Below are 23,567 nucleotides of genomic sequence, written 5' to 3'. Positions count from 1 at the left end.
TTTCCGTCGGTGATACCATGCACGAGTGGGCGCTGGCTGATGCAATCGTTAGAACTGTTCTCGATTACGCCCGGAAAGAGGGAGCGAAGCGCGTTAAAGCAGTTAAGGTCGTTCTCGGAGAACTGCAGGACGTTGCAGAGGACATCGTCAAGTTCGCTATGGAGCAGATGTTCGCGGGAACCATTGCAGAGGGAGCGGAGATAATCTTCGAGGAGGAAGAGGCCATATTCAAGTGCCGTAACTGTGGACACACCTGGAAGCTCAAGGAAGTGAAGGACAAATTCGACGAGCGCATTAAGGAGGATATACACTTCATTCCCGAGGTTGTGCACGCGTTTTTAGCGTGTCCGAAGTGTGGAAGCCACGACTTTGAAGTCATTCAGGGTAGGGGTGTTTACGTCGCCGGGATAATGATTGAGAAGGAGGGAGAGGCATGATAGACCCGCGTGAGATAGCCATTAACGCGAGGCTTGAGAAGGTTAAGAGAATAATCCCCGTCGTCAGCGGTAAAGGGGGAGTTGGAAAATCCCTCATCTCCACAACCCTGGCTTTGGCTCTCGCTGAGAAGGGCTACAAGGTCGGATTGCTGGACCTTGACTTTCACGGGGCAAGCGACCACGTAATTCTCGGCTTCGAACCGAAGGAGTTCCCCGAGGAGGACAAAGGAGTCGTTCCCCACACGGTCCACGGAATCAAGTTCATGACCATAGCTTACTACACCGAGGACAGACCGACGCCACTCCGCGGGAAGGAGATAAGCGATGCTTTGATAGAACTCCTCACCATAACGAGGTGGGACGAGCTTGACTACCTTATCATAGACATGCCACCGGGTCTGGGAGACCAGCTTCTCGACGTGCTCCGCTTCCTTAAGAGAGGTGAGTTTTTGGTTGTGGCGACACCATCAAAGTTAGCACTCAACGTTGTTAGAAAGCTCGTTCAGCTCCTCCTCGAGGAGAAGCACAAAGTTCTCGGAATCGTGGAGAACATGAAACTCGACGATGAGAAAGACGTCGAGGCTTTGGCGAAGGAGTTCGGAATTCCCTACCTGGGGGGAATACCGTTTTATCCGGAGCTAGACGCCAAGATTGGGAACGTTGAGGAGCTCATGAAGACCGAGTTCGCAGGGAAGATAAGGGAGATAGCCGAGAAGATTTGATTTTTGATTTTGTTCTTTTCTAAAATTATGGCACAATTAACGTAAGACCGGGAGGAGAGCCCTAAAATGAACGTCCTCGAAGAAATCTTTGAAGGGAAAGAGCGAATCGTAATCTGCGGTATAGGAAACGACATGAGGGGAGACGATGCCTTTGGCGTGCTCGTTGCGGAGAGGCTGAAGGGACTCCTTGACAATCCAAACGTCCTCGTGATAAACTGCGGTGAGGTTCCAGAGAACTACACGGGGAAGATAAAGGATTTCAAGCCGGACCTAGTGGTTTTCGTTGATGCCGTTGACTTTGGCGGTGAAGTGGGAGAGTACATAATAGCCGACCCGGAGGGGACGATAGGCGAGGGGGTCTCGACCCACGGACTTCCGCTAAAGTTTGTGACCCAGTTCATGAAGACGATGGTCAAGGCGGAGTTCGTGCTTATAGGCTGTCAGCCCGGCTCGACGGGGTTATTCCAGGAGCCGAGCGAGCTGATAAAGAAACGTGCAGAAAGGCTGGCGGAACTGCTAGCAGGGATTCTTAGTTCCAGAAATTCAGAAAAATGATTAAGTCCTGGATTTTTTATTAATCCTCCCCAAATCCTCCCGCGTGTTCACGTTGAAGAAGCTCTCCCTCCACTCCTCGGGGAGGCTTTCGATTTCGATGTAGCAAGCTTCGCTTTCCCTTATCGCCTGGTTTATGGCGTACTTCTTACTCTTGATTTTTTCTTCCAGAAAGGGCCTGAACTCTCTTGAATAAGCGGCATGGAGGGGTTCAAGGTAGCCGTTGCTCCACCGCGGAACGCAGACCGGCTTTTTTTCTATATAAAAGCGCCCTATTATGAAGTCGATAAACTGTGGAACGAGAAGGGGCATGTCGCCAGCAACCACGAAGGCGTCGCCAAGGGAGAGGGCGGTGTAAATACCTCCCATCGGGCCCACGAGGAGTTCATCAATAACTACCCTGTAACCGAGCCTTTCAAGCTTTTCCGCGTTTTCTCTGGAAGCAACCAGAACTATTTCGTCTATTTCTTTTGCTTTCTCCAGCCTCTCGATGGTGTAAAGAATCAGCGGTTTCCCAGAAATTTTGAAGAGTAGCTTATCTCCTCCGAAGCGCCTTCCCCTTCCGCCGGCCAAAACGGCCCCTATCATTCCTCGTCCCTCTCCTCTTCCTCGACGGGGATGTATTCAATCGTGCTGATGTATTTAACGTAGTCCATTGCCTTTTCCGGATTCAGCATGTCCCTGAGGAGGTTCTGGAAGTAGTTATCCTTGTCGTAGGCCACCTCGTAGTTAACAACAACATCAAGGTAGCCGGAGTGGAAGTTTTCTGCCTCTTCCCTTGTGTAGAGCTCAAAGGAGACGTGGTAGCCGTACTTCTCCTCTATCGGGTCCCTTATGTTCTCAACGAAGTCAGCCACGCGGTTCATCTTAACCGGGTCGTAGGGTTTGTCGATTACAACGACCACGTCTATCTCAGGAAAGCCCGGGTCCTTAAGGTGCCTCCCGTAGAAGATTATCGAGAGCAGGTTGTCACCGTAGAAGTCCTTTATCCTTTGAACCAGCTCCTCCTTGGCCCTTCTCAAGGTCTCGGCGTCCATTCCTTCACCCCCCCAGAAAAGTTTTTGAGGAAAATAAAAATCAATCGAAGGTCGGCTGGTAGCGGTACTCCACGTGGAGTTTGCTTTCGGAGTCCAGCTTTTCCGAGGCAGACAGCAGGACTTTTTTGTCCTCCTCGGGCAGTTCTTTGATTGGAAGCTTCAGCACGTCCCTGACATCTATGTCAAAGGCCCTAGCCTTTTCGTCGATACCCAAGGCTTTCTTTATAAGCTTCACTGCCTCCTCGCTGAGCTCCCCTTCCTCCTCAATGATTAGCAGGTCGCCGGCGTAGTGTCCGGTAATCCTCGCGGAGTACTCCGGGTAATCCTCGTATTTAAAGCGATACAGCTTCCAGGGCACTTCAGACACCCGCGGTAACCGGATATTTCTTCCTGATGTTCTCTCCTAGGGAGCGGTATTCGTTGTATAAGCGCCAGAACTCGTTTTCGAGGAAGCGCATGGCCACCTTTATCCGGGAGTCCTTTTCCTTGAGGAAGTATCCTGTGACGAGATCGTGGAGCTTCTCCCTTGGGTTCTCGCTTTCAAAGGCCTTTCCAACGAGCTCAATGAAGTCCTCAAGGACAGCATCCCTGTCGTAGTAGCCCACAACCCTTCTAAGTTCTTCACGGAGTGTGAGCCAGTAGCGGAGAGGTATCGGCCTGTCCGGAATCTTGAACTCCACCTCGTTCTCCTTAGCTGGTTTCTCTCCGGGCGGAAGGGCTATCCAATACTCACCCTTCATTTTCTTCTCCTTTATTCCCAAAAGCTGAGCTACACCGTAGAGTATCTCCTCCGGGCTGGGAGGACAGCCGGGGATGTACATGTCTATCGGGACTATCATCTCCGGCCCACCGCTCCTGAGCCTGTCCCTTCCGCGCTGGGGTGAGGTATTGTAAAGGGCGTAGCTGTTGTAAAAGATTCCACCGCTTGAGGCGCAGGTTCCTATGGCAACCACTATCCTCGGCTTTGGAGGCATGGCCTCATAGGCCTTTCTAATCATTATCCTCGTCTGTCTCGTTAGGGGCCCAGTTATGAAGAGGACATCTGCGTGCCTTGGATTTGGAACGACTTTAATACCCAACCTCTCGAGGTCATAGTAGGGACTGAGCACGTCGAGAACCTCGATGTCACAGCCGTTACATGAACCGGCATCAACGTGATAGACCCAGACGGACTTAAGCCTCTGCTTCCCCATCACTCCTCACCCCCTTTCTTCTTGGGGGATTTCCTGGGCTTCTCCACGAGAACAAAGGCCGGATACACGTTGCCCTCAGTTTCCCTGAGCTTAACGACCGTTCTGCGCATCTTCTCCTCCTGCGTGAGCTTTATTCTATCCTCAAGGGCGTACATGTCGAATATTTCCTTCGGGAGGATGTTCCTTACGTACTCTATCTGCCTCTCGGTGAAGTCAAGGTATTCACCACACTCCTCGCAGTAAGCTAACTTGTGCTCGACGACCTCGACCAAATCCTCTTTGTTGTCAGTTGCTATCTCGAACCTTGTTGTGGGCTCCATTGCTCCCGTCGGGCAGACCTCTATACAGCGGGCACACCTGATACATCTTGCGGCGTTGTAGGTGAGCCTTTTCACGCCGTGCTCCTTGTCCCACTCCATTATGAGTGCATCGGGCGGGCAGGCATTGACGCAGGCCCCACAGCCTATGCACTTCTCGGGGTTGATGTGGGGTATTCCCCTGTACTCGGGTGGCTTCTCGATATCAATAAAGGGATAGGGGGTGGTAACAGGGGCCTTCTTGCTGAACTTTTCGGCCTCGAAGCGGTTCCACTTCTTGAGCTTTTCGGTGTATGAGAGGCTCTCGGCCATCAGAACACCCCCTTATACTTGATTGACAGCTCGTTGAACTCCGCCTCGGTAAGAACCTTCACCTTACCTGTTTCGATGTCAACGAACTGAACCCTCTCGGTACAAGAGTAGCACGGGTCTATGCTCGCTATGATGAGCGGTGCATCGGCAACGTGGTAGCCCTTGAGCATCTCTGGAACTGCCGGTAAGTTGTTGTAGGTCGGAGCACGAACCTTCCAGCGGTAGACCTTGTTCTTCTCGCCCGTCATGACGTAGTGAACAACCTCACCGCGGTGGGCCTCTGTGAAGCCTAAAGCTTCTTCATACTCGGGTAAATCACCTATTGGAACCATTATGTCTCCGCCGGGCATCTGGTCTATTAGTTGCTCCACTATCCAGAGGCTCTCAAAGAGCTCGTCCATTCTTACGAGGACTCTAGCTAAAACGTCACCCTCCTTGTAAACAGGAACCTTGAAGTCGACCTCGTTGTAGGCTGTGGCGGTTTTGACTGCCTGGTCCTTTCTCGTGTCAATTCTTCTTCCGCTGGCGCGAGCAGTCGGTCCAAGGACGGAGTAGGCCTTCGCAACCTTGTAGGGCAGTATACCGACTCCCTCTGCACGCTTGATGAATGTGTTGGTGTTGAGCGCTATGTCGAGGAACTTCTTGGTCTCTTCACGTATCTGCTTGACGACCTTCAGTATCTCCTCTTTTCTGTAGTCGAGGATGTCCCTCCTAACTCCACCAACGATGTTCATACCGTACTGCTTCCTGTTTCCGGTCAGCCTTTCGACAAGCCACATGACCGGCTCCCTGATACGCCACGCGTGCATGAAACCGGTATCGTAGCCGACGAGGTGCGCGGCTATTCCCACCCAGAGGAGGTGGTTGTGAATCCTCTCAAGCTCGAGGAGCAGTGTTCTTATGTAGCGCGCCCTGTCGGGGATTTCCACATCGGCTAACCTCTCAACGGCCATGGCGTAGCTGACGGAGTGCTGGTAGCCACAGATTCCACATATTCTCTCAGCCAGGAAGAGCACCTGGTTGTAGGTTAGCCTGCCCTCTCCCGTCTTTTCTATTCCACGGTGGGAGTAGAAACCGCGGTAGTCAACGTCAACTATGGTCTCACCCTTCACGAATAGCCTGAAGTGGGCCGGCTCCTCGATACCCATATGAGCCGGTCCCATAGGGACGAGGGTTGTTCCCTCGGGTTTCTCCTTGAACTCAACCTTCGGCTCGGCCATCGGTGAGTGCCTGTAGTCCATGTCCTTTCTGAGGGGGTAAAGGCCCTCGGGCCAGTCCTCGGGGAGAATCAGTCTCCTCGGGTCAGGGTGACCAACAGGGTTGAAGCCGAGTAAGTCCTTGACCTCCCTCTCTATCCAGAGCGCCGCCGGGAGTTTCTGAGCCACACTCGGGAAGCTCGGGTCGTCCGCCGGGAGGTATGCCCTGAGGAACACATAGTAGTTCTCGGGCTCGTTGGCAAACTCGACCTGAACGTTAAGGAACGGCATGTAGACGAACTGTCCGTTGAGTGGCCTCTCATCGGTTCCCACAGCAGTGGAGAGGTGAGTCTCCTTGAACTCTGGGTGGTTGTGCCACCAGAGTACTGCCTCCGGAAGAACCTCCCTGTCTATGACGAACTGGTACTGACCATAGGTCATTCTCTTGCATTCCCTTATGTGTTCCTTAAAGGCCTCATAAAACTCCTTCAGACCCTTTCTCTCAGAGAGTATGACGTTAACGTCCGCCTTCCTGCACTGGCCCTTTTCACAGGCCCTGCACTCAAACTCGAAGTGAGCCTCCAAATCCTTTGTCGTTACCATATTCACCACCCCATGAATGCCATTGCGAGTATAATCACACCGGCGAAGAACGCCCTCGTGTTCATCTTAACCACGTGGTCAATTCTGAGCCTTGCGTTCGTGGCTTCAAGTGAGGCTATAACAGGGTATAAAGCTATCGTCAGCAGGAACTGTACCGCGAGCACCTCGGCCGCTTTGAGAGTTGTGTTTATCGGGCCCACCCACGGGAGGACGAGCAGGCTGACGAAGAACCACAGCAGTGCGAAGCGCTTGATGTAGATGGCGTAGTAGAAGACTCCGAGGAGCCTTCCGCTGTACTCGCTGAGGGGACCGCCGATAACCTCCTGCTCCGCCTCGGCTATGTCGAAGGGCACGAAGCCGCTCTCGACGTAGAGGGCGTAAGCCAGGAGGACGTAGGTCATCACGAGTGAAGGCGTCAGGTGGAGGTTGGCTATGATGTCCGCTATGTTGAGGGAACCGGCGTTGTAGGCCAAGACTCCGTAGAGTATCGCAATGAGTGGCTCAACAGTGAGGATTATCTGCATCTCTCTTGCCGAACCGAGGTGGCTGAATGCGTTCTGGACGCTCAGTCCCGCGAGCATCAGGAATACGCTGACCATCAGGATTACGTAGAAGAACACGACTAGGTTGAATCCCACGTTTATCGGCACGACGTTACCGTAGGGAAGGAGTAGGGCTCCGATTACTGCAGAGGCCAGGGCCAGGAAAGGCGCCCATGTGAAGAGGGCGCTCTTTGTCGGCTTGACCGATGGAAGGTTGAAGAGCTTGTTGAGGTCGTACCACGTCTGCATAAGCGGTGGCCCGCGCCTGTACTGGAGCCTCGCCTTTACCCTTCTGGCTATTCCATCAAGGTAAGGGGGCAGGAGGAAAGTCAGGAGCACTCCGATAAAGCTGAAGGCAAGCTTGGCCGTCGTCTCCATTTTCATCACCTCACATGGCTATCAGCAGTCCCACGATGGCCCCGACAACAATCAGGGCTATGACTATGAAGGTTCCGAGCCTTATCCCCGGCAGAACGTCCCTGGCTATGTTGAGGAACCTTATGAGTGGCTTGAAGACCTCCTCGTCGATGTGCATGATTTCCCTTTCGCGGAGGTCGTCGAGGCTCTCAACCTTTGTGTACGGTGTGTCCACTATCTTCGTGAAGTAGCTGGCCATCCAGAGGTATGCCCTGACAATGTAGTGTATTATTCCAGCGCCAACGCTGTAGAACCAGTCACCGAGGCGGTAGAACGAGCCAATCTTCTCCTCGTACTTGATGTAGTAACCCTCGGCGTTTATCCTGTACTCGTCCTCGTCTATCTGGGTCGAACCGCAGTCCCATGGCTTGGCTTCCTTGTACTCCGGCTTGAAGACGAGGTAGAGCCCAAAGGTCAGGATTCCGAGCACTATCACGAAGAGCACCGGGGAGAAGAACACCGACTTAAAGCCAATCTTGTAGAGGTTCGTATCTATCGGGGCGTTGAAGACGTTGAGTATTCCGGTCACGGTTCCCGGGAAGACACCTATGAGGAGCGTTAAACCGGCGAGAATCCACTGGCCGGCGAGCATTCCGGCTGGGGCCTCCTCAACATCGTAGCGCTTCATCTTACCGCCGAACTGAGTTCCATAGAACTTGACGAAGGAAGCGAGCGTCGCCGCGCTTATGAAAGCGGCCAAGACGGCTCCAAGGGCAAGGACGTAGCTGTGGGAGTAGTAACCGGAAACGTAGATAAGCCACTTGCTCAGGAATCCGTTGAAAGGCGGGACACCGCTTATCGCGAGGGAAGCGAAGAGCGCCGCGAGGGCCGTTACCTTCATGGTCTTACCAAGGCCACCGAGTTCGTCAAGGTCCACCGTTCCCGTCCTGTACTCGACGGCTCCAGCCGAGAGGAAGAGTGAGGCCTTGAAAATCGCGTGGTTGAGGGCGTGGAAGAGTCCCGCAAAGGCACCGAGGGCTCCAACCGCAGCGAGGAATCCTCCCTTTGGAATGAGGGCCATGCCTATTCCGATGCCGAGCCAGATATAGCCCATCTGACCTATCGAGTGGTAGGCGAGTAGCCTCTTGGCGTTCGTCTCGCGGAGGGCATAGAGGGTTCCAACGGTGAGGGTTATAGCACCTATCACGGCAACGAAGAGCCCGAGTGAGTAGCTCGTTCCAACGATTCTCCAGATTAGGGCTATGAGGCCGTAGAGGGCAACCTTCTCCATTGCTCCGGCCATGACCGCGGAAACGCTGGTTGGTGCCGCGCGGTAGGTCTCGGCAACCCAGAACTGGAAGGGTATCATGCCTGACTTCGTCATGAAGGCTATCATGAGCAGGCCACCGAAAACCGCCTTGGTGTGGAAGGGAGCGTTTGCCATCGCGTTCGCTATGTTCTCAAAGGTCAGCTTATCGAAGCTTCCGACGAGCGAATAGGCTGTTCCAAGGGCGAGGAAGAGCGGTATTGTGTCGAGGAAGTGCATGGTGATGTAGTACTTAACGCTCGCATCAACGTCCCTGAGCTTTTCGCTGAAGAAGACGAGTATGAAGGAGCTGAGTGTCATGAGTTCCCAGCTCATCACGAAGTACTCCATGCTGTCAACGGTAACAACAAGGGCCATACTCGCCAAGAAGGTGTTGTATGCGACGGCATAGACCCAGCCCTTGCCGACGTTTTCAAACATCTCCATGTAGTTGATTGCAAAGAGGGATGATGCAACACCGACAAGGCCTATTATGAGCAGGAAGACTATCGAGAGATTGTCAATCCTGACGGGGATTCCAAAGAGGCTTCCAGTAACTGGACCGTTTGTGTAGACGTAGTAAACCTGCCAGAGGAGTGCCAGCGAACCGAGGAAAGCCATGAAGCTTGAGGCCTTAACGGTAGCCTTGTAGTCCCTAATCAGACCGACGAGGCCACCGAGGATGAAAGCTCCAATCGCGTATTCAAGTATCATTTCCCATCACCCCGCGAAGCTTATCTTCATCACAACGTCGAGGCTCACCCATGGCATTATTATGCCGACGATTATGAGAGCTATGAAGACTGCAACGAGGACCTTTGGTTCACTCTTGGCCTCTCCCTCTCCGAAGAAAGTCTCCTTGAACCACAGGAGAACCACTATGAGGAATATGGCCGCGTCAATGAGGACAACGCCCGGGAAGAGCCACGAAGCTATGCCCTTTGCATGTCTGGTGCTCATTATGGTGAAGGCCTTGCTGAAGAACAGACCGAGCGGAAGAACGCCAGCCAAACCGAGGAAGCTCATGAACCAGGCTATGCTCGTCCACGGGACGCTTTTTCTCATTCCTTTGATGAGCTTGAGGTCAGTTGTACCGTATGCAATCGCAAGACCTCCAACGGAGGCGAAGGCGAGCGCTTTAACAACGGCGTGGTTGACGACCTGGTAGAGGGCTATCTGTATCCCAGCAACGTGGCCGAGTAGGGCGTAAGCAAGGGTTATGTAGGCAACGCCCGTCTGTGCTATGGTTGAATAAGCTATCAATCTCTTGGCATCGCGCTGGAGCGGGTAGTAAATCATCATTAGGATTATCAGGGCAACGGTCAGACTCCCAAGGAGCCAGAAGTACTGGTCGTTCGGTTTCATGTACTGGATAACCCTAAAGAGCATATAAGCACCGAGCGGAACTACCGAAGCCGAATGGACGTAGGCACTCGCTGGAATCGGGGAAGCGGTTGAGTCGGGAAGCCATGAATAGAACGGGAACTGGGAGCTCATCATGAATGCCGCGAAAATCAGCAGGAGAAATGCTGTGCTGTCATAAGTGGTCTTCGTGAGGTCCTGACCGTTCCCGAGAACAAGAACTGCACCGAGTATGAGGAAAACACCAACGTTAAGAACGAGAAAGGCCTTGAGGGCATCCATCTTTGCACCGCCCAGCTCGACGAGGCAGAGCATCGCAATGGCCATCAGCTCGAGGGCTATGGCAAACTGGACGAGGTTGATTGAATAGATAAAGACCATGCTCGCACCAGTCAGGAGGCCAAAGAGTGCGTAGAACTTCCCCCTGTTTGACTCAAGGAACCTGCTTGCGTAAATCACCATGAGAAACGCTATGAGTATTGAAACTATTCCCATAAGTGCCGAGGCCGTATCAAAGGTTACCCCAAAGACCTCCCCAAGGTTGGTCGTTACAACGTAGGTCGTGTGATAGACCTTTTCAGAACCGTTTGAGAAGAAATCGTAGACAGCGATTCCATTGAGGATAAGTGAGATACCGAGTATTGAGCCCGATATGATGTCAGCAGTCTTTCCCTCGAGCTTCCAGAGTGCCAGGAGCAGGAACGGGAGGAGCGCTGAAATCAACACCAGTTCAATCATCACCATCACCCCTTGGTTTTTAACCCTCGGTTTCCTTCGCAAAAAATAAGGTCAGAGGACGATGTAGGCCTTCTCGCCCTCTCCCTTCTCGGCAGAGCTCTTCAGGTTGGCGACTATCTTCCCTTCTCTGTTCCAGAGGATTTCGTTTATCTCGCCGAACTTAAGGGCCTCGGTTGGGCATGCTGATACACACGCCGGGAGAAGGCCCTCAGCTCTCCTGTCGGCACAGAGATCACACTTGTCCATAATCTTGTTCTCCTCGTCGAGCTTCGGAATTCCAAAGGGACAAGCAACGGCACACATGAGACAGCCGATACACTTGAGCGGGTCGAAGGCAACGGCTCCATCCTCGTCCCTGAAGAGAGCTCCGGTCGGACAGACGTTCATACACGGTGCCTTCTCACAGTGGCGGCAGTTGAAGGGGACAGTGAAGAGGTCGGGGAACTCGAAGACCTTTATTCTTGCCTCACCGTGGGTCATTTCACAGGCCACTTCACAGGCCTTACATCCGATACAGCGCTTATAGTCAAGGAAAATCTTCTTGCTCATTCCAACCACCTCACTCCTCCACCTTCCTAATCCTGGCCGCAACAGCCTTCAGCTCGGCCATCTTGGTCTTCTCGTGTATCTCATCAAGAGTCAGGAAGTTGGCTTGCCAGTGCCAGGGCATCGCTATAACGCCCTCCCTGACGTGCTCGGTAACCTCTGCCCGAACGAGAACGCTTCCGCGCCTCGTCTCGACCTTGACGAGGTCACCGTTCTTTATGCCGTACTTCTCGGCGTCCTTCGGGTTAATCATGACGTACTCCTCTGGCCAGCGTTTCTCAAGGCTCGGGCTCTCACCGCTCATAGTCAGGGTGTGCCAGTGGCCGACGAGCCTGAAGTTGGTAAGCCAGAGCGGGTATTCCTCGTCAGGCATCTCCGGTGGCTCACGCCATTTGACTGGCTGGAGGTGGGCCTTTCCGTCAGGTGTCTTGAAGCCCTTCTTGAAGAGAACTTTCGTTCCCTCACCCGGCTCACTGCACGGGAAGAAGCATCCCTCGGGGTGTTCTGCGAGGTACTCCGGCGTTGCACCCTTGAACACAGGAATAACGCTGTTTATCTCTCTCAGAATCTCGTCCGGGTGCTCGTACTTGAAGTACTCACCGAGACCGAGCTCCTTGGCGAGCTCAACTATAATCAGCCAGTCGGGCTTTGCCTCACCGGGGGCTTCGGCGGCCTTGTAGCTCCTCTGGACGCGCCTCTCGGCGCTTATTGCCGTCCCGGTCTTTTCAAACCATGCCGCGGCCGGGAGGACGATGTCAGCATACTTGGCCGTCTCGGTGAGGAATATGTCCTGCACAACAAGGAAGTCGAGCTTCTTGAGCTGTTCCCTTACCCACGAGCTGTTGGGCATTGACTTTGCTATGTTGCCACCGACAATGTACATCATCCTAATCTTCTTCCCGATTTCCCTAACCATGTTGGTCAGATCGAGACCGACCCAGTCGGGTATCTTGAAGCCCCAGAGTCTCTCAAGCTCGGTCCTAGCGGCTTCGTCGGTAACGAGCTTTCCTGTCGGGAGCTTGTTAGGAGCTATTCCACTCATAGCGGCACAGAAGCCACACTGTGCTCCCGGGAAGACACCGCTCCAGACGCCCTCCTTGCCGATGTTGCCTGTTATCGCTATGAGGTTGGCTATAGCCAAGGCAAGCTCAAATCCGTTAACGTGCTGATTGATACCCTCGTTTACGAGGAAGGCCGTCCTCTTGCTCGCTATTAGTCTGGCGACCTTCTTTATGTCCTCAGCCGGGACGCCGCTTATCTTCTCGGCCCACTCGGGGGTGTAGTCCTTGACGGCCTCCTTCAGCTCTTCGAAGCCAACGGTTCTCTCCTGAACGAACTCCTTGTCGTAGAGCTCCTCGCTGATTACGACGTTGAGCATCGCCAGGGCTATCGCAAGGTCTGTTCCCGGGTATGGTCTCAGGTGGAGCGAGGCATACTTGTGTCCCCTCGTTGAGCGCGGGTCAATCACAACCATCTCGGCACCGTTGTCAAGGATGGCCTTCTCAACGTACTGACCGAAGAAAACCGGGGCGGTTTCAGCAGGATTGTGGCCCCAGATGACAATCAGCTCGGCCTTGGCGACGTCCTCAAAGGGGTTCGTTGCCGCGGCACTTCCGAAGACGGCAGTTCTTGCAGGGCTGTTGGAGTACTGACAGTACCTTCCCGGGAAGTCGAGGTGGTTGGTTCCTATGGCCTTGGAGAGCTTGTGGACGAGGTAGTTCTCCTCGAGGGTTATCTTCTCACTTCCCAGAAAAGCTATTGCCTCCGGTCCGTAGGTTTCCTTTATCTCCTTTATCTTCTCCGCGATTATCCTGTAGGCCTCTTCCCAGCTTATTTCTTCGAACTTCCCCTCGCCTTTCTCACCGACGCGCTTGAGTGGCTTCTTGAGCCTCTTAGGGCTGTTAATGAACTGGTAGGAGGCAACTCCCTTGGGACAGAGCTTTCCTCTGTTTGCAATCGTTGGGTGGTCGTAGTCGAATTCTATCCTCCTTATGTAGCCGTTCACGCTGACCGCGTAAAAGCGACAGCCGACGGAACACCAGGGGCATACTACCGGCACAAGTTTCTCGGCCATGGCTATCACCCTTTTAATGACTGACTAGTCATTTTGGTTCCTCCGTAAAAAACCTTAAATAGTTTTCTGAAAAGACAGAGCAAAAGAGTTTTACAAAATAGGAAATGTTAAACAAAACTATACACTAACTGAAAGGCGAAGATGGTTCAGAACAACCCTAACGGCCCTCCTCAGGTATTGCTCACCGGAAAGACCTATACACTCCCTAGCATGGAGGTAGTGCATGAGAGACGCTATGAAGACCTGAAATGCTATCAGGGCGTCCTCAAAGCCCACCTTAACGTAGGCCGTAACCCTTCTTGCCCCTTCTCTCAATAGCTCGGAGCACGCCTGCCTGTAGATTTCATTTACACTTTTCATCCTCTCCCTGACTGACAGCATGTGAAAGAAAATCTCAGCACGGTAGCTCTCGGAGTAGAAATCCAAAAACTCCCTCCCGAGCTGGAGGAGGTAGCTCTCCAGGGTGGGAAAAGAAACGGTTATATAGGGGTCGTTAAGGGAGGGCATGGCCATTATGGGCATAACTTCGAAGGCGAGCTCCTTTATGAGGTCGTCCTTGCTCTTGAAGTAGAGGTAAAATGTCCCCTTGGCAACGCCTGCCCGGGCTACAATCTCATCTACCGTGGTCTTATCGAATCCTTTCTTGGCGAAGAGTTCCATCGCAGACCTAACAAGTTTTTCCCTAGTTTTACCGGGCGACTTTGTTGCCATGCCCATCACTTCTGACCACTCAGTCATTGACCATTATGGACAATTATAAGAAATTTGGAATTTAAAGCTTTCTTTCGATTTAGAAAACCGTATACGTGAAAATAAAATCAAACAAAGGATTAAACAAAAATCAGAGAACAGTCGAAATTATTTTCTCATCAATCTCTGAGACTTCCGAAAGAAGTTCTCCCAGCTCGCCGGAAATCATTTTAGCAAATAGTCCCATGTTCATACCAAATACATATATCCCATCAGGCATTTCTATAATAGAGAACTTACAAGGCATCATTGCTGAAATCCACCTATTCTCAGGTTTGCTAATGGCCTTTGTAGCAAACTCTTTGTTACAAACTTCTATAATAGCAAAAGGAATTCCAACTTTTTCCCTGAAGTCATACTCTCCTATGACTGTCCAACCGAGTTCCTCCGTCTTTTTCTTTAGTCTCTCAACAGTCTCCTCAAACCCATACTTGCTTTTGACGCCTTTCACTATCTGCTTCATAATTTCCTCCATGGCCATCACCTGACTGACTGGTCAGGAAAAGGTCTATAAATCGTTTTCTTTCACCTTTGGTTGATAACCATGGCCCTGATGCTCGCTGGAAGGGTCGTTGAGGTTAGGGGGAACAAAGCAGTTGTTGATGTTGACGGTGAGCTCAGAGAGGCAAAGCTTGACTTTGTAAAAGACGTCAAGCCCGGTGACTACGTGACGATTTACTACGGTATTATTCTTGAGAAGGTCAGCAAAGACGAGGCGGAGGAAACCCTTGCGAGGTGCTCGTATCACCGCTCTAAAAAGCTCACGCTGTCCTTTACGGTTTCAAACCGTAGGTTTTAGAAAGACTAAATAATCCCCCTGACAACCAAAAGCGGGTGAAAAACATGTGTCTTGCAACTATTGCGAAGGTTTTGGAAGTGGATAAGAAGAAGGGAACCGCATGGGTGGACTTCGGAGGCGTGAAACGAGAAGCGCGCATAGACCTCATGCCAGACGTAAAGCCTGGGGAATACGTCCTCATACACACGGGTTTCATAATCGAGCGCGTTGATGAAGAAACTGCGAAGGAGATACTTAACGCGTGGGATGAAGTGTTCAAGCTTGAGGACAAGGCTATAGGGGGCTACTACTATCCGGGTGATTAATATGACAATCGAGGAAGTCGTTCAGCCCTACCGCGACAGGAGAATAGCCCAAAAGCTCGTTGAGAAAATCAAAGAGGAGGCCAAAACTTTAGACGGCGAAATCAGGATAATGCACGTCTGCGGAACGCACGAAGACACCATAACCCGCTCCGGAATCCGCTCGCTCTTACCAGAAAACGTCAAGGTCGTGAGCGGACCGGGCTGTCCCGTCTGCATTACGCCAGTTGAGGACATCGTGGCAATGCAACTCATTGTGAAGAAGGCCAGGGAAGAAGGGGAAGAGATAATCCTGACTACCTTCGGGGACATGTACAAGATTCCAACTCCAATGGGGAGCTTCGCCGATTTGAAGAGCGAGGGTTTTGACGTCCGTATCGTTTACTCCATCTTCGACACTTACAGGATTGCGAAGGAAAACCCCGACAAAACCGTCGTCCACTTCAGCCCGGGCTTCGAAACGACAACGGCACCAACGGCGGGAATGATAAACGCCGTTGTCAACGAGGGCCTTGAGAACTTCAAGATTTACTCCGTTCATCGGCTAACCCCACAGGGAATAGAGGTTCTCATAAAGCAGAAGAGCAGGATTGACGCCCTCATAGATGCCGGCCACGTCTCGACGATTATAGGCGTTAAGGGCTGGGAGTTCCTGAGCGAACGCTATGGGATTCCGCAGGTCATAGCGGGCTTCGAGCCAAATGATGTCCTCATGGCGATTCTCCTCCTCATCAGAATGTACAAGGAAGGCGACGCGCGAGTGGTAAACGAGTACAAGAGGGCCGTTAGGTATGAGGGAAACGTCGTCGCGCAGAGGCTCATCGATAAGTACTTCGAGGTCGTCGATGCCAAGTGGCGCGCTCTTGGAGTCTTCCCTGGAACTGGCCTTGAACTGAGGGACGAGTGGAAGGAACTCGACATAAAGAACATCTATAAAGTTGAGGTGCCGAAGAACCTTCCGGACCTCGAAAAGGGCTGTCTCTGCGGAGCCGTTTTGAGGGGACTGGCGATGCCAACCGACTGCCCGCACTTCGGAAAGACATGCACGCCGAGACATCCCATAGGACCGTGTATGGTGTCCTACGAGGGAACCTGCAACATCTTCTACAAGTACGGGGCATTGTTCTAACACCAAAGGTTCAAAACTCCCCTCTCGTTTTCAACTTTTGGTTTTGGAAACCTATAAAGGCTCCAAACACCGAGGAAAAGCGGTGGAGGGTATGAAAGCGTACAAGATTCACGTTCAGGGTATCGTTCAGGCCGTTGGGTTCAGGCCCTTCATATACAGGATAGCCCACGAGCACAACCTCCGAGGATACGTCAAGAACCTCGGCGATGCGGGAGTTGAGATAGTCGTTGAAGGCCGGGAAGAGGACATCGAGGCGTTTATAGGGGACATCTACCGCAAGAAGCCCCCGCTAGCGAGGGTCGACCGGCTGGAGAAGAAGGAAATCCCTCCTCAAGGCTTTCCGGAATTCTACATTGAGAAGAGCTCAAAGGGGGGAAGCGGTGGTGACTCGATAATCCCGCCGGACATAGCCATCTGTGAGGACTGCCTGAGGGAGCTCTTCGACCCGACCAACAAGCGCTACATGTATCCTTTCATTGTCTGCACCAACTGTGGCCCGAGGTTTACCATAATCGAGGACCTGCCCTACGACCGCGAAAACACCACGATGCGTGAATTTCCCATGTGCGACTTCTGCGAGAGCGAGTACAAAGACCCCCTTAACAGACGTTACCACGCTGAACCCGTCTGCTGTCCCGTCTGCGGGCCGAGTTACAGGCTATACACCAGCGATGGAAAGGAGATAACCGGAGACCCCCTCCGGAAGGCGGCGGAGCTGATAGACAAGGGTTACATAGTGGCCATCAAGGGCATCGGTGGAATTCATTTAGCGTGCGACGCGACCAACGAGGAAGTCGTTGCCGAGCTGAGGAAACGGACATTCAGGCCACAGAAGCCCTTCGCCATAATGGCTGACTCCCTTGAGACGGTTAAAAGCTTCGCCTACGTGAGTAAGGAGGAGGAAGAGGAACTAACCAGCTACAGGAGGCCCATAATAACGCTCCGCAAAAAGGAACCGTTCCCCCTGCCGGAAAACCTCGCGCCGGGGCTTCACACCATCGGTGTCATGCTCCCCTACGCCGGGACTCACTACATCCTCTTCCACTGGAGCAAGACGAAAGTCTATGTCATGACCTCGGCCAATTATCCGGGAATGCCGATGGTTAAGGACAACGAGAAAGCGTTTGAGGAGCTGAAGGACATAGCGGACTACCTCCTCCTGCACAACAGGAAGATACTCAACCGGGCGGACGACAGTGTAATTCGTTTCGTGGACGGGAAGAGGGCCGTGATAAGAAGAAGCAGGGGTTTCGTGCCCTTGCCAATAGAGATTCCCTTTGAGTACAGGGGTTTGGCGGTTGGAGCCGAGCTGATGAACGCCTTCAGTATAGCTAAGAACGGCAAGGTTTACCCGAGCCAGTACATCGGCAACACCGGAAAGGTCGAGGTTCTGGAGTTCATGAGGAAGGCCATAGAGCACTTCAAGAGAATTCTCCGGGTTAATGAGTTCGATTTAATCGTGGCCGACCTTCATCCAGCTTACAACACGACGAAATTGGCGATGGAGCTCGCCAACGAGATGAGCGTTGAGCTTCTCCAGGTCCAGCACCACTACGCCCACATAGCGAGCGTTTTGGCGGAGAAAAACCTCGAATCCGCAGTTGGAATAGCACTCGACGGAGTCGGCTACGGAACCGATGGGAACGTATGGGGCGGTGAGGTGCTCTACCTAAGCTACGAGGACGTTGAGAGGTTAGCCCATATAGACTACTACCCGCTCCCGGGTGGTGATTTGGCGAGCTATTACCCGCTGAGGGCACTTATGGGAATTCTCAGCAGGGTCTACCCCGTCGAGGAACTTGAGGGAGTGATAAGGAAGTGCTGTCCAAAGGCCGTTGAAAGCCTCAAATACGGGGAAGTCGAGTTCGGAGTTATCCTCAACCAGCTCGCCAAGGGGATAAACCTCTCCTACGCTTCCTCCACCGGAAGGGTTCTCGACTCGCTGGCCGTCCTTTTGAACATCGCATACAGGAGGCACTACGAGGGCGAGCCTGCTATGAAGCTGGAGAGCTTTGCCATGAAGGGCAAGAACGACCTCAAGTTTGAAATACCCGTCGAGGACGGGCTTATAAAGGCGGAGGAACTCTTCGTCCAGGTTCTTGATATTCTGGACAGGGCTTCTCCGGCGGACATAGCGTATTCAGCCCACCTGGCACTGGCGAGGGCCTTCGCAGGAGTTGCCATAGAGAAAGCGAGGGAGTTCGGCGTTAAAGACGTCGCCATAAGCGGTGGAGTGTCCTACAACGAGCTCATCGTGAAGACGATTAGAAAGGCCGTGGAAGGTTCAGGGCTCAGGTTCCACGCGACGACGGAAGTCCCGCGCGGGGACAACGGGATAAACGTCGGCCAGGCCTTCCTTGGAGGGCTTTACCTTGAGGGTTACCTCAGTAGGGAGGATTTGATGCTGTAAGGTTTAAGTTGGGAGACACATCTAAGTGATACCGGAGGAAGAAAGATGCGCGTCATTCCCAGGGAAGAACTCCTCAAAATCCTGAGGGAAGTGAAGAGAAAGCTGAAGGAGATACTTGGTGACGACTTAGTTGAGGTCATCCTCTTCGGTTCCTATGCGCGGGGCGAGGCCAGGGAGGGGAGCGACGTTGACGTGCTCGTCGTGGTCAAGAGATGGCCGTCAATGGAGGAACTCGACAGAATCGGCGACCTCTCGGCAGAGCTGACCCTGAAATATGGCGTGTTGTTCTCACTCCTGCCATACGTCGAAACGCCATCTATGGAAAGCGACCCCCTGATATGGAACGTGGAGGCTGAAGGTGTGGAGATATGAGGGAAATTCCGCGCCTCATTGAAAAGGCCAAGAGGAGCATAGAGGCTGCGATGGTGCTCCACGATGCCGGGATGTACGGGTTCGCGGCTTCTAGGGCTTACTACGCCATGTTCTACTGCGCCGAGGCACTTCTCCTAACGAGGGGAATAAGAACTTCAAAGCACTCCGCCACGATAGCACTCCTCGGCAGGGAGTTCGTTAAGACTGGAGAGGTGCCCTACAAGTTTTTCACCTATCTAACTGTTGCCTTTGAGATTAGACAGATTGGTGACTACTCCGTTCAGGATGATATTCCTCCTGAGACAGTCGTTGAGCAGATTAGACGTGCTGAGGAGTTCCTCAGGTTTACCGTGGATTACCTTCGCAAAAAAGGCCTTCTGGAGGGGTAAAGATGGGAGAAAAGATAAAGCTCGAACACGGAGCCGGTGGAGAAATAATGGAAGAACTCTTGAGGGACGTGATTCTCAAAACCCTGACCCTCAAGAGCGCCGGTGGAATTGGACTTGACGCTTTGGACGACGGTGCGACGATACCATTTGGCGACAAGCACATAGTCCTCACCATAGACGGCCACACCGTTAAACCGCTCTTCTTCCCGGGCGGTGACATCGGCCGTTTGGCCGTCAGCGGAACAGTGAACGACCTTGCCGTTATGGGAGCGGAGCCAGTGGCTCTGGCGAACTCGATGATAATTGGAGAAGGCCTCGATATGGAAGTCCTTGAGAGGGTTCTCCGCTCGATGGACGAGACATCGAAAGAAGTCCCAGTTCCGATAGTGACGGGGGACACAAAGGTCGTTGAAGAGCCCATAGAGATGTTTGTGATTACAGCGGGAATAGGCATAGCAGAAAAGCCGATAAGCGATGCAGGAGCCAAGGTTGGGGACATCGTCCTTGTCAGCGGGACGATAGGCGACCACGGGATAGCGCTGATGAGCCACCGCGAGGGCATAGCCTTTGAGACCGAGCTGAAGAGCGATGTCGCGCCTGTATGGGAGGTCGTTAAAGCAGTTGCCGACGAGATAGGCTGGGAGAACATCCATGCCATGAAGGACCCGACAAGGGCAGGTCTAAGCAACGCCCTCAACGAGATTGCCCGTAAGAGCAACGTTGGAATCCTTGTGAGAGAAGAGAACATACCCGTAAAGCCCGAGGTAAGGGCCGCGAGCGAGATGCTCGGCATAAGTCCCTACGACGTGGCCAACGAGGGGAAAGTCGTCATGGTGGTAGCGAGGGACTACGCGGAAGACGCCCTGAAGGCCATGAAGAAAACCGAGAAGGGAAAAAACGCCGCAATAATCGGTGAGGTAATAGAAGAATACAGGGGAAAGGTTCTTCTCGAAACCGGAATCGGCGGAAAGCGCTTCATGGAGCCCCCCACCGGCGACCCGGTTCCGAGGATATGCTGATTTCTTTTTTTCTCTTGACAAATTGGGAGAGATAAAAAAGCCCTTCAGCGCATCTCGAAGCCTTCCAGTGCCTTTTTCACTTCTTCCACACTCGCCTCGTCTTCCAGCGTTGAGAGGTCACCGAGCCCCTTTCCGCTGGCGAGGGCCTTTAAAACGCGACGCATTATCTTCCCGCTCCTCGTTTTGGGCAGTTTGTTAACGAAGAACACCTCAGCCGGAGTTGATATCGGTCCAAGGGTTTCCCGAACGTAGTCAATGAGTTCTTTCTTTAATCTCTCTGTTGGAGCATAGCCCTCCTTGAGGATTACGAAGGCAACAGGCACTTCACCCTTTATCTCGTCGGGCCTGCCTATCACTGCCGCCTCTGCCACGGCAGGGTGGAGGACTAAAGCGTGTTCTATCTCAGCTGTCCCAATCCTGTGGCCGGAGACGTTGAGAACCTCATCTGCCCTGCCGAATATCCAGAAGTAGCCTTCGTCGTCCTTCATAGCGTAGTCGGCAGGATAGTAAATCCAGACCCCTTCATCAGGTTTGCTGAACCTCTGCCAGTAGGTTCTGATGTAGCGCTCGTCGTTGCCCCAGATGCCAAGGAGCATTCCGGGCCAGGGCTTCTTTATCACGAGGTAGCCACGCTCGTTAGGCTCCGCCGGTGTTCCATCGGCTTTGAAAACGTCGGCATCAACGCCGAGACCCGGGAAGGTGGCCGAGCCGGGCTTGAGCGGGGGCAACTGTATTCCAGCCGAGGGATAAATCATGTAGCCCCCGGTTTCCGTCTGCCACCAGGTGTCTATTATCGGGCACCTTCCACCGCCAACAACCTCGTAATACCACTTCCACGCCCTCGGGTTAATGGGCTCTCCAACCGAACCGAGAAGGCGAAGACTCGAGAGGTCGTGCTTCTTCACCCACTCATCTCCATAGCGCATGAGCATCCTTATCGCTGTTGGAGCCGTGTAGAATATCGTAACGCCGTGCTTCTCGATTAGCTCCCAGGGCCTGTCTGGCCTTGGATAGTTGAGCGCTCCTTCATACATCATCACCGTTAAGCCGAGCGTTAAAGGCCCGTAAACGAGATAGCTGTGTCCAGTAATCCAGCCGACATCGGCGGTGTTCCAGAAGAGGTCGCTCTCGGTTATCCCCCAGGCCCACTCCATAGTTTTGGCAACGTACACGAGGTAACCGCCGGTGGAGTGAATTATACCCTTGGGCTTCCCTGTGGTTCCGCTCGTGTAGAGTATGAACAGCGGGTGGTTGCTCTCCACCGGAACAGGCTCGACGTACTTTTCAGCCCCTTCGAGAAGCTCGTCCCAGTCGTAGTCCCTGCCCTCAACCATGTTGATGCCATTCTCCTCCCTCTTCAGAATGACGACGCTCTCAACGCTGGGCGTCTCGAGCAGGGCCTTGTCAACTATCTCCTTTAGGTTCAGCTTCTTTCCGCGCCTGTAGAGGTAGTCCGCCGTAATGACGACCTTCGCCTTCGCGTCGTTTATCCTCGTTGCCAAAGCCTCAGCGGAGAAACCGGAGAAGACGACGCTGTGGATTGCACCGATTCTTGCACTGGCCAGCATCGCTATAACAACCTCAGGGACAAGGGGCATATAGATTACAACCCTGTCGCCCTTCTCGACGCCCAGGTTCTTTAGCGCGGAGGCAAAGCGGTTCACCTCGCGGTAAAGCTCGTAATAAGTTAGGGTCCTCGTTTCACCCCTCTCGCTCTCCCAGATTATCGCGGCCCTGTTCCTCTTTCCCTCTTTTATGTGCCTGTCCAGCGCGTTATAGCTGGCGTTCAGCTCGCCTCCAACGAACCAGCGGAAGAAGGGAGCATTTGAATCGTCGAGAACTTTCTCCCACGTCTTGAACCAGTCGAGAACCTTGGCCTGCTCGGTCCAGAACTCCTCAATGTTTTCAATGGACTTCCTGTGTTCCTCCCGGAAGGCCTGCATGGGGACGTATCTTTCCTTCAGGAATCCTTCGCCAATCTGCATGGCAACCACCCGTTTTTCTGGATAAGGGTTAGGTTCCCTTAAAATTCTTTCGCTTATTGTCAAAGTGATAATCGGCAAAAGTCGAAAAAAGGTTAGGGAGGGCTAATTAGCTAAAAGACGAAAGCAGAATAGCCGTTCGTCGAAATACCGGAAGGAGAACCCGGGGGAGCACAAAAACAGGTATAAAACCCGAAAAGATTTGAACAAAATTTACAAAAATATGTGGAAATCCAAGGGAGCCGATGTCAGATTGTCAGGCCCCTCCAAATGAATTCACCTGTTGATTATCTTCCAGAGCTCTTCAATCTGTTCTATAGGCTCAACTTCCCTTCCATTCAAACTGTCCAGGATAAAGTTCTTGTCGAAAGGAATCACAACGTCGGGCTTCACAGGGAGTTTATCCTCGACACCGGGCAGGGCCTTGTTGAGAACGAGGACGTGCTTCAGGCCAAGGCTCTCGCTCAGCGAGGCTATCTTCCTTGACAGCTCGATTGATTCAGCAGAAGGCTCCGCAACGTCAATTACAACGTCAACGTACTTGTCAACGCCCCTGCCAAAGTGCTCTATTCCTGCCTCGGTGTCAACGATGATGACCTCGTTGTCCCGGAGCTTTATTCCTTCGAGGAGCTTTCTGGCTAGGAAGCCATAGGGACAGGCACAGCCTTCCTCGGCCTCCTCAATCTTTCCGATTGTGAGAACCGCGAGGTTGCCCTTCTTCGCGAGAATCTCCTCTGGAATATCGTCGAGTGTCCAGTCGAAGAGCTCCTCATCGAGCTCCCCCTGGCCTTCTGCCGCCATGAGTATCTTTGCCCTCTTCTTTCCTCCCAGATGCTCCGCCAGCGTCTTAACCCTCGGCAGGCCAAGCATCCTGTAAAGACCGGGGTTTGACTCGTCCGCATCGATGATTAAAACGCGGTAGCCCTTTCCCGCCAGATACTTTCCGAGCATCGCGCTTATTGTGCTCTTTCCACAGCCACCCTTACCGCTCACGAGGACCTTCATCTGTATCACCGACTTGCAGAAAAGTAACACGATTTATAAGGAATTTGGTTCATCCATCGTTTTCAACCATCGGTTCAAAAAAGCCGTATAAACGCCCTTGCGGAGATAAAAACGGT

At 52.9% G+C, this 23,567-nt stretch carries 25 protein-coding genes; 10 read left to right on the top strand and 15 right to left on the bottom strand.

Features of this window, described 5'->3' with window-relative positions; all coding sequences use genetic code 11:
- Positions 1–17 precede the first annotated feature (17 nt).
- From hypA to MVG27_RS03185, 3 genes are all read left to right on the top strand, one after another.
- Positions 18–437 carry a hydrogenase nickel incorporation protein HypA gene (gene hypA / locus MVG27_RS03195; RefSeq protein WP_297551280.1) on the top strand — a complete coding sequence of 140 codons (420 nt, stop codon included), beginning with the start codon at positions 18–20 and terminating at the stop codon, positions 435–437.
- Positions 434–1,159, top strand: coding sequence for an Mrp/NBP35 family ATP-binding protein (locus tag MVG27_RS03190; RefSeq protein ID WP_297551282.1), 726 nt, complete (start codon positions 434–436; stop codon positions 1,157–1,159). Before hypA ends, MVG27_RS03190 begins: the two co-directional genes overlap by 4 nt.
- A 66-nt stretch (positions 1,160–1,225) precedes the next feature.
- Positions 1,226–1,714, top strand: a complete 489-nt coding sequence (locus MVG27_RS03185) for a hydrogenase 3 maturation endopeptidase HyCI (protein WP_297551284.1) — start codon at positions 1,226–1,228, stop codon at positions 1,712–1,714.
- Here the strand turns inward: MVG27_RS03185 and mobA are convergent, their stop codons facing one another.
- From mobA to MVG27_RS03120, 13 genes are all read right to left on the bottom strand, one after another.
- Entirely contained in the window at positions 1,715–2,299 is a 585-nt protein-coding gene (mobA, locus tag MVG27_RS03180) for a molybdenum cofactor guanylyltransferase MobA (RefSeq protein WP_297551286.1), read from the bottom strand. It lies immediately after the preceding gene.
- Positions 2,296–2,748 carry a nucleotidyltransferase gene (locus MVG27_RS03175; RefSeq protein WP_297551288.1) on the bottom strand — a complete coding sequence of 151 codons (453 nt, stop codon included), beginning with the start codon at positions 2,746–2,748 and terminating at the stop codon, positions 2,296–2,298. The genes mobA and MVG27_RS03175 overlap by 4 nt, the downstream gene beginning before the upstream one ends.
- Positions 2,749–2,788: 40 nt before the next feature.
- Positions 2,789–3,106: a hypothetical protein gene (locus MVG27_RS03170; RefSeq protein ID WP_297551290.1), complete on the bottom strand. Its 318-nt coding sequence runs from the start codon at positions 3,104–3,106 to the stop codon at positions 2,789–2,791.
- Position 3,107: 1 nt separating this feature from the next.
- A complete protein-coding gene (locus MVG27_RS03165) occupies positions 3,108–3,941 on the bottom strand; it encodes an NADH-quinone oxidoreductase subunit B family protein (protein ID WP_297551292.1) in 834 nt (277 codons plus the stop codon).
- Positions 3,941–4,570 carry a 4Fe-4S dicluster domain-containing protein gene (locus tag MVG27_RS03160; RefSeq protein ID WP_297551294.1) on the bottom strand — a complete coding sequence of 210 codons (630 nt, stop codon included), beginning with the start codon at positions 4,568–4,570 and terminating at the stop codon, positions 3,941–3,943. The genes MVG27_RS03165 and MVG27_RS03160 overlap by 1 nt, the downstream gene beginning before the upstream one ends.
- Positions 4,570–6,369, bottom strand: a complete 1,800-nt coding sequence (locus MVG27_RS03155; protein ID WP_297551296.1) for a hydrogenase large subunit — start codon at positions 6,367–6,369, stop codon at positions 4,570–4,572. Before MVG27_RS03155 ends, MVG27_RS03160 begins: the two co-directional genes overlap by 1 nt.
- Positions 6,370–6,371: 2 nt before the next feature.
- Entirely contained in the window at positions 6,372–7,295 is a 924-nt protein-coding gene (locus MVG27_RS03150; RefSeq protein ID WP_297551298.1) for a respiratory chain complex I subunit 1 family protein, read from the bottom strand.
- A gap of 4 nt (positions 7,296–7,299) precedes the next feature.
- Positions 7,300–9,288 (bottom strand): proton-conducting transporter membrane subunit, encoded by a 1,989-nt coding sequence (locus tag MVG27_RS03145; protein ID WP_297556152.1) that lies wholly within the window; start codon positions 9,286–9,288, stop codon positions 7,300–7,302.
- A 6-nt stretch (positions 9,289–9,294) separates the two neighbouring features.
- Positions 9,295–10,674: a proton-conducting transporter membrane subunit gene (locus MVG27_RS03140; RefSeq protein WP_297551302.1), complete on the bottom strand. Its 1,380-nt coding sequence runs from the start codon at positions 10,672–10,674 to the stop codon at positions 9,295–9,297.
- Positions 10,675–10,725: 51 nt separating this feature from the next.
- Positions 10,726–11,223, bottom strand: coding sequence for a 4Fe-4S dicluster domain-containing protein (locus tag MVG27_RS03135; protein WP_297551304.1), 498 nt, complete (start codon positions 11,221–11,223; stop codon positions 10,726–10,728).
- A 10-nt stretch (positions 11,224–11,233) separates the two neighbouring features.
- Positions 11,234–13,294: a formate dehydrogenase subunit alpha gene (fdhF, locus tag MVG27_RS03130; protein ID WP_297551306.1), complete on the bottom strand. Its 2,061-nt coding sequence runs from the start codon at positions 13,292–13,294 to the stop codon at positions 11,234–11,236.
- 117 nt (positions 13,295–13,411) lie between these two features.
- On the bottom strand, positions 13,412–14,011 hold the full coding sequence (locus tag MVG27_RS03125; protein ID WP_297551308.1) for a TetR/AcrR family transcriptional regulator: 600 nt from the start codon (positions 14,009–14,011) through the stop codon (positions 13,412–13,414).
- Positions 14,012–14,135: 124 nt separating this feature from the next.
- Positions 14,136–14,525: a DUF302 domain-containing protein gene (locus tag MVG27_RS03120; protein WP_297551310.1), complete on the bottom strand. Its 390-nt coding sequence runs from the start codon at positions 14,523–14,525 to the stop codon at positions 14,136–14,138.
- 63 nt (positions 14,526–14,588) lie between these two features.
- Between MVG27_RS03120 and MVG27_RS03115 the strand changes: the two genes are divergently transcribed.
- From MVG27_RS03115 to hypE, 7 genes are all read left to right on the top strand, one after another.
- A complete protein-coding gene (locus tag MVG27_RS03115) occupies positions 14,589–14,843 on the top strand; it encodes a HypC/HybG/HupF family hydrogenase formation chaperone (RefSeq protein WP_297551370.1) in 255 nt (84 codons plus the stop codon).
- Between the two features lie 44 nt (positions 14,844–14,887).
- Positions 14,888–15,148 (top strand): HypC/HybG/HupF family hydrogenase formation chaperone, encoded by a 261-nt coding sequence (locus MVG27_RS03110; RefSeq protein ID WP_297551312.1) that lies wholly within the window; start codon positions 14,888–14,890, stop codon positions 15,146–15,148.
- 1 nt (position 15,149) lies between these two features.
- Positions 15,150–16,274, top strand: a complete 1,125-nt coding sequence (hypD, locus tag MVG27_RS03105) for a hydrogenase formation protein HypD (RefSeq protein WP_297551315.1) — start codon at positions 15,150–15,152, stop codon at positions 16,272–16,274.
- 91 nt (positions 16,275–16,365) lie between these two features.
- Positions 16,366–18,684 carry a carbamoyltransferase HypF gene (gene hypF / locus MVG27_RS03100; protein ID WP_297551317.1) on the top strand — a complete coding sequence of 773 codons (2,319 nt, stop codon included), beginning with the start codon at positions 16,366–16,368 and terminating at the stop codon, positions 18,682–18,684.
- Positions 18,685–18,729: 45 nt separating this feature from the next.
- Positions 18,730–19,056: a nucleotidyltransferase domain-containing protein gene (locus MVG27_RS03095; protein WP_297551319.1), complete on the top strand. Its 327-nt coding sequence runs from the start codon at positions 18,730–18,732 to the stop codon at positions 19,054–19,056.
- Complete coding sequence (locus tag MVG27_RS03090) at positions 19,053–19,445, top strand: HEPN domain-containing protein (protein WP_297551321.1); 393 nt, start codon at positions 19,053–19,055, stop codon at positions 19,443–19,445. The genes MVG27_RS03095 and MVG27_RS03090 overlap by 4 nt, the downstream gene beginning before the upstream one ends.
- A 2-nt stretch (positions 19,446–19,447) precedes the next feature.
- Positions 19,448–20,464 carry a hydrogenase expression/formation protein HypE gene (hypE, locus tag MVG27_RS03085; RefSeq protein ID WP_297551323.1) on the top strand — a complete coding sequence of 339 codons (1,017 nt, stop codon included), beginning with the start codon at positions 19,448–19,450 and terminating at the stop codon, positions 20,462–20,464.
- 44 nt (positions 20,465–20,508) lie between these two features.
- Here hypE and acs read toward each other — a convergent pair whose 3' ends face one another.
- Complete coding sequence (gene acs / locus MVG27_RS03080) at positions 20,509–22,449, bottom strand: acetate--CoA ligase (RefSeq protein ID WP_297551325.1); 1,941 nt, start codon at positions 22,447–22,449, stop codon at positions 20,509–20,511.
- Positions 22,450–22,722: 273 nt separating this feature from the next.
- Positions 22,723–23,451, bottom strand: coding sequence for a P-loop NTPase (locus tag MVG27_RS03075; RefSeq protein ID WP_297551372.1), 729 nt, complete (start codon positions 23,449–23,451; stop codon positions 22,723–22,725).
- Between the last annotated feature and the right edge of the window lie 116 nt (positions 23,452–23,567).

Origin of the sequence: Thermococcus sp., from assembly GCF_027011145.1 — an archaeon.
GTDB lineage: Archaea > Methanobacteriota_B > Thermococci > Thermococcales > Thermococcaceae > Thermococcus.
This window is presented reverse-complemented; position numbering and strand designations above follow the sequence as displayed.

Bases quoted from the DNA above. Each gene is read 5' to 3' on its own strand.
- hypA (WP_297551280.1), top strand. From the start codon at position 18: ATGCACGAGTGGGCGCTGGCTGATGCAATCGTTAGAACTGTTCTCGAT.
- MVG27_RS03190 (WP_297551282.1), top strand. From the start codon at position 434: ATGATAGACCCGCGTGAGATAGCCATTAACGCGAGGCTTGAGAAGGTT.
- MVG27_RS03185 (WP_297551284.1), top strand. From the start codon at position 1,226: ATGAACGTCCTCGAAGAAATCTTTGAAGGGAAAGAGCGAATCGTAATC.
- mobA (WP_297551286.1), bottom strand. From the start codon at position 2,299: ATGATAGGGGCCGTTTTGGCCGGCGGAAGGGGAAGGCGCTTCGGAGGA.
- MVG27_RS03175 (WP_297551288.1), bottom strand. From the start codon at position 2,748: ATGGACGCCGAGACCTTGAGAAGGGCCAAGGAGGAGCTGGTTCAAAGG.
- MVG27_RS03165 (WP_297551292.1), bottom strand. From the start codon at position 3,941: ATGGGGAAGCAGAGGCTTAAGTCCGTCTGGGTCTATCACGTTGATGCC.
- MVG27_RS03160 (WP_297551294.1), bottom strand. From the start codon at position 4,570: ATGGCCGAGAGCCTCTCATACACCGAAAAGCTCAAGAAGTGGAACCGC.
- MVG27_RS03155 (WP_297551296.1), bottom strand. From the start codon at position 6,369: ATGGTAACGACAAAGGATTTGGAGGCTCACTTCGAGTTTGAGTGCAGG.
- MVG27_RS03150 (WP_297551298.1), bottom strand. From the start codon at position 7,295: ATGAAAATGGAGACGACGGCCAAGCTTGCCTTCAGCTTTATCGGAGTG.
- MVG27_RS03145 (WP_297556152.1), bottom strand. From the start codon at position 9,288: ATGATACTTGAATACGCGATTGGAGCTTTCATCCTCGGTGGCCTCGTC.
- MVG27_RS03140 (WP_297551302.1), bottom strand. From the start codon at position 10,674: ATGATTGAACTGGTGTTGATTTCAGCGCTCCTCCCGTTCCTGCTCCTG.
- MVG27_RS03135 (WP_297551304.1), bottom strand. From the start codon at position 11,223: ATGAGCAAGAAGATTTTCCTTGACTATAAGCGCTGTATCGGATGTAAG.
- fdhF (WP_297551306.1), bottom strand. From the start codon at position 13,294: ATGGCCGAGAAACTTGTGCCGGTAGTATGCCCCTGGTGTTCCGTCGGC.
- MVG27_RS03125 (WP_297551308.1), bottom strand. From the start codon at position 14,011: ATGGGCATGGCAACAAAGTCGCCCGGTAAAACTAGGGAAAAACTTGTT.
- MVG27_RS03120 (WP_297551310.1), bottom strand. From the start codon at position 14,525: ATGGCCATGGAGGAAATTATGAAGCAGATAGTGAAAGGCGTCAAAAGC.
- MVG27_RS03115 (WP_297551370.1), top strand. From the start codon at position 14,589: ATGGCCCTGATGCTCGCTGGAAGGGTCGTTGAGGTTAGGGGGAACAAA.
- MVG27_RS03110 (WP_297551312.1), top strand. From the start codon at position 14,888: ATGTGTCTTGCAACTATTGCGAAGGTTTTGGAAGTGGATAAGAAGAAG.
- hypD (WP_297551315.1), top strand. From the start codon at position 15,150: ATGACAATCGAGGAAGTCGTTCAGCCCTACCGCGACAGGAGAATAGCC.
- hypF (WP_297551317.1), top strand. From the start codon at position 16,366: ATGAAAGCGTACAAGATTCACGTTCAGGGTATCGTTCAGGCCGTTGGG.
- MVG27_RS03095 (WP_297551319.1), top strand. From the start codon at position 18,730: ATGCGCGTCATTCCCAGGGAAGAACTCCTCAAAATCCTGAGGGAAGTG.
- MVG27_RS03090 (WP_297551321.1), top strand. From the start codon at position 19,053: ATGAGGGAAATTCCGCGCCTCATTGAAAAGGCCAAGAGGAGCATAGAG.
- hypE (WP_297551323.1), top strand. From the start codon at position 19,448: ATGGGAGAAAAGATAAAGCTCGAACACGGAGCCGGTGGAGAAATAATG.
- acs (WP_297551325.1), bottom strand. From the start codon at position 22,449: ATGCAGATTGGCGAAGGATTCCTGAAGGAAAGATACGTCCCCATGCAG.
- MVG27_RS03075 (WP_297551372.1), bottom strand. From the start codon at position 23,451: ATGAAGGTCCTCGTGAGCGGTAAGGGTGGCTGTGGAAAGAGCACAATA.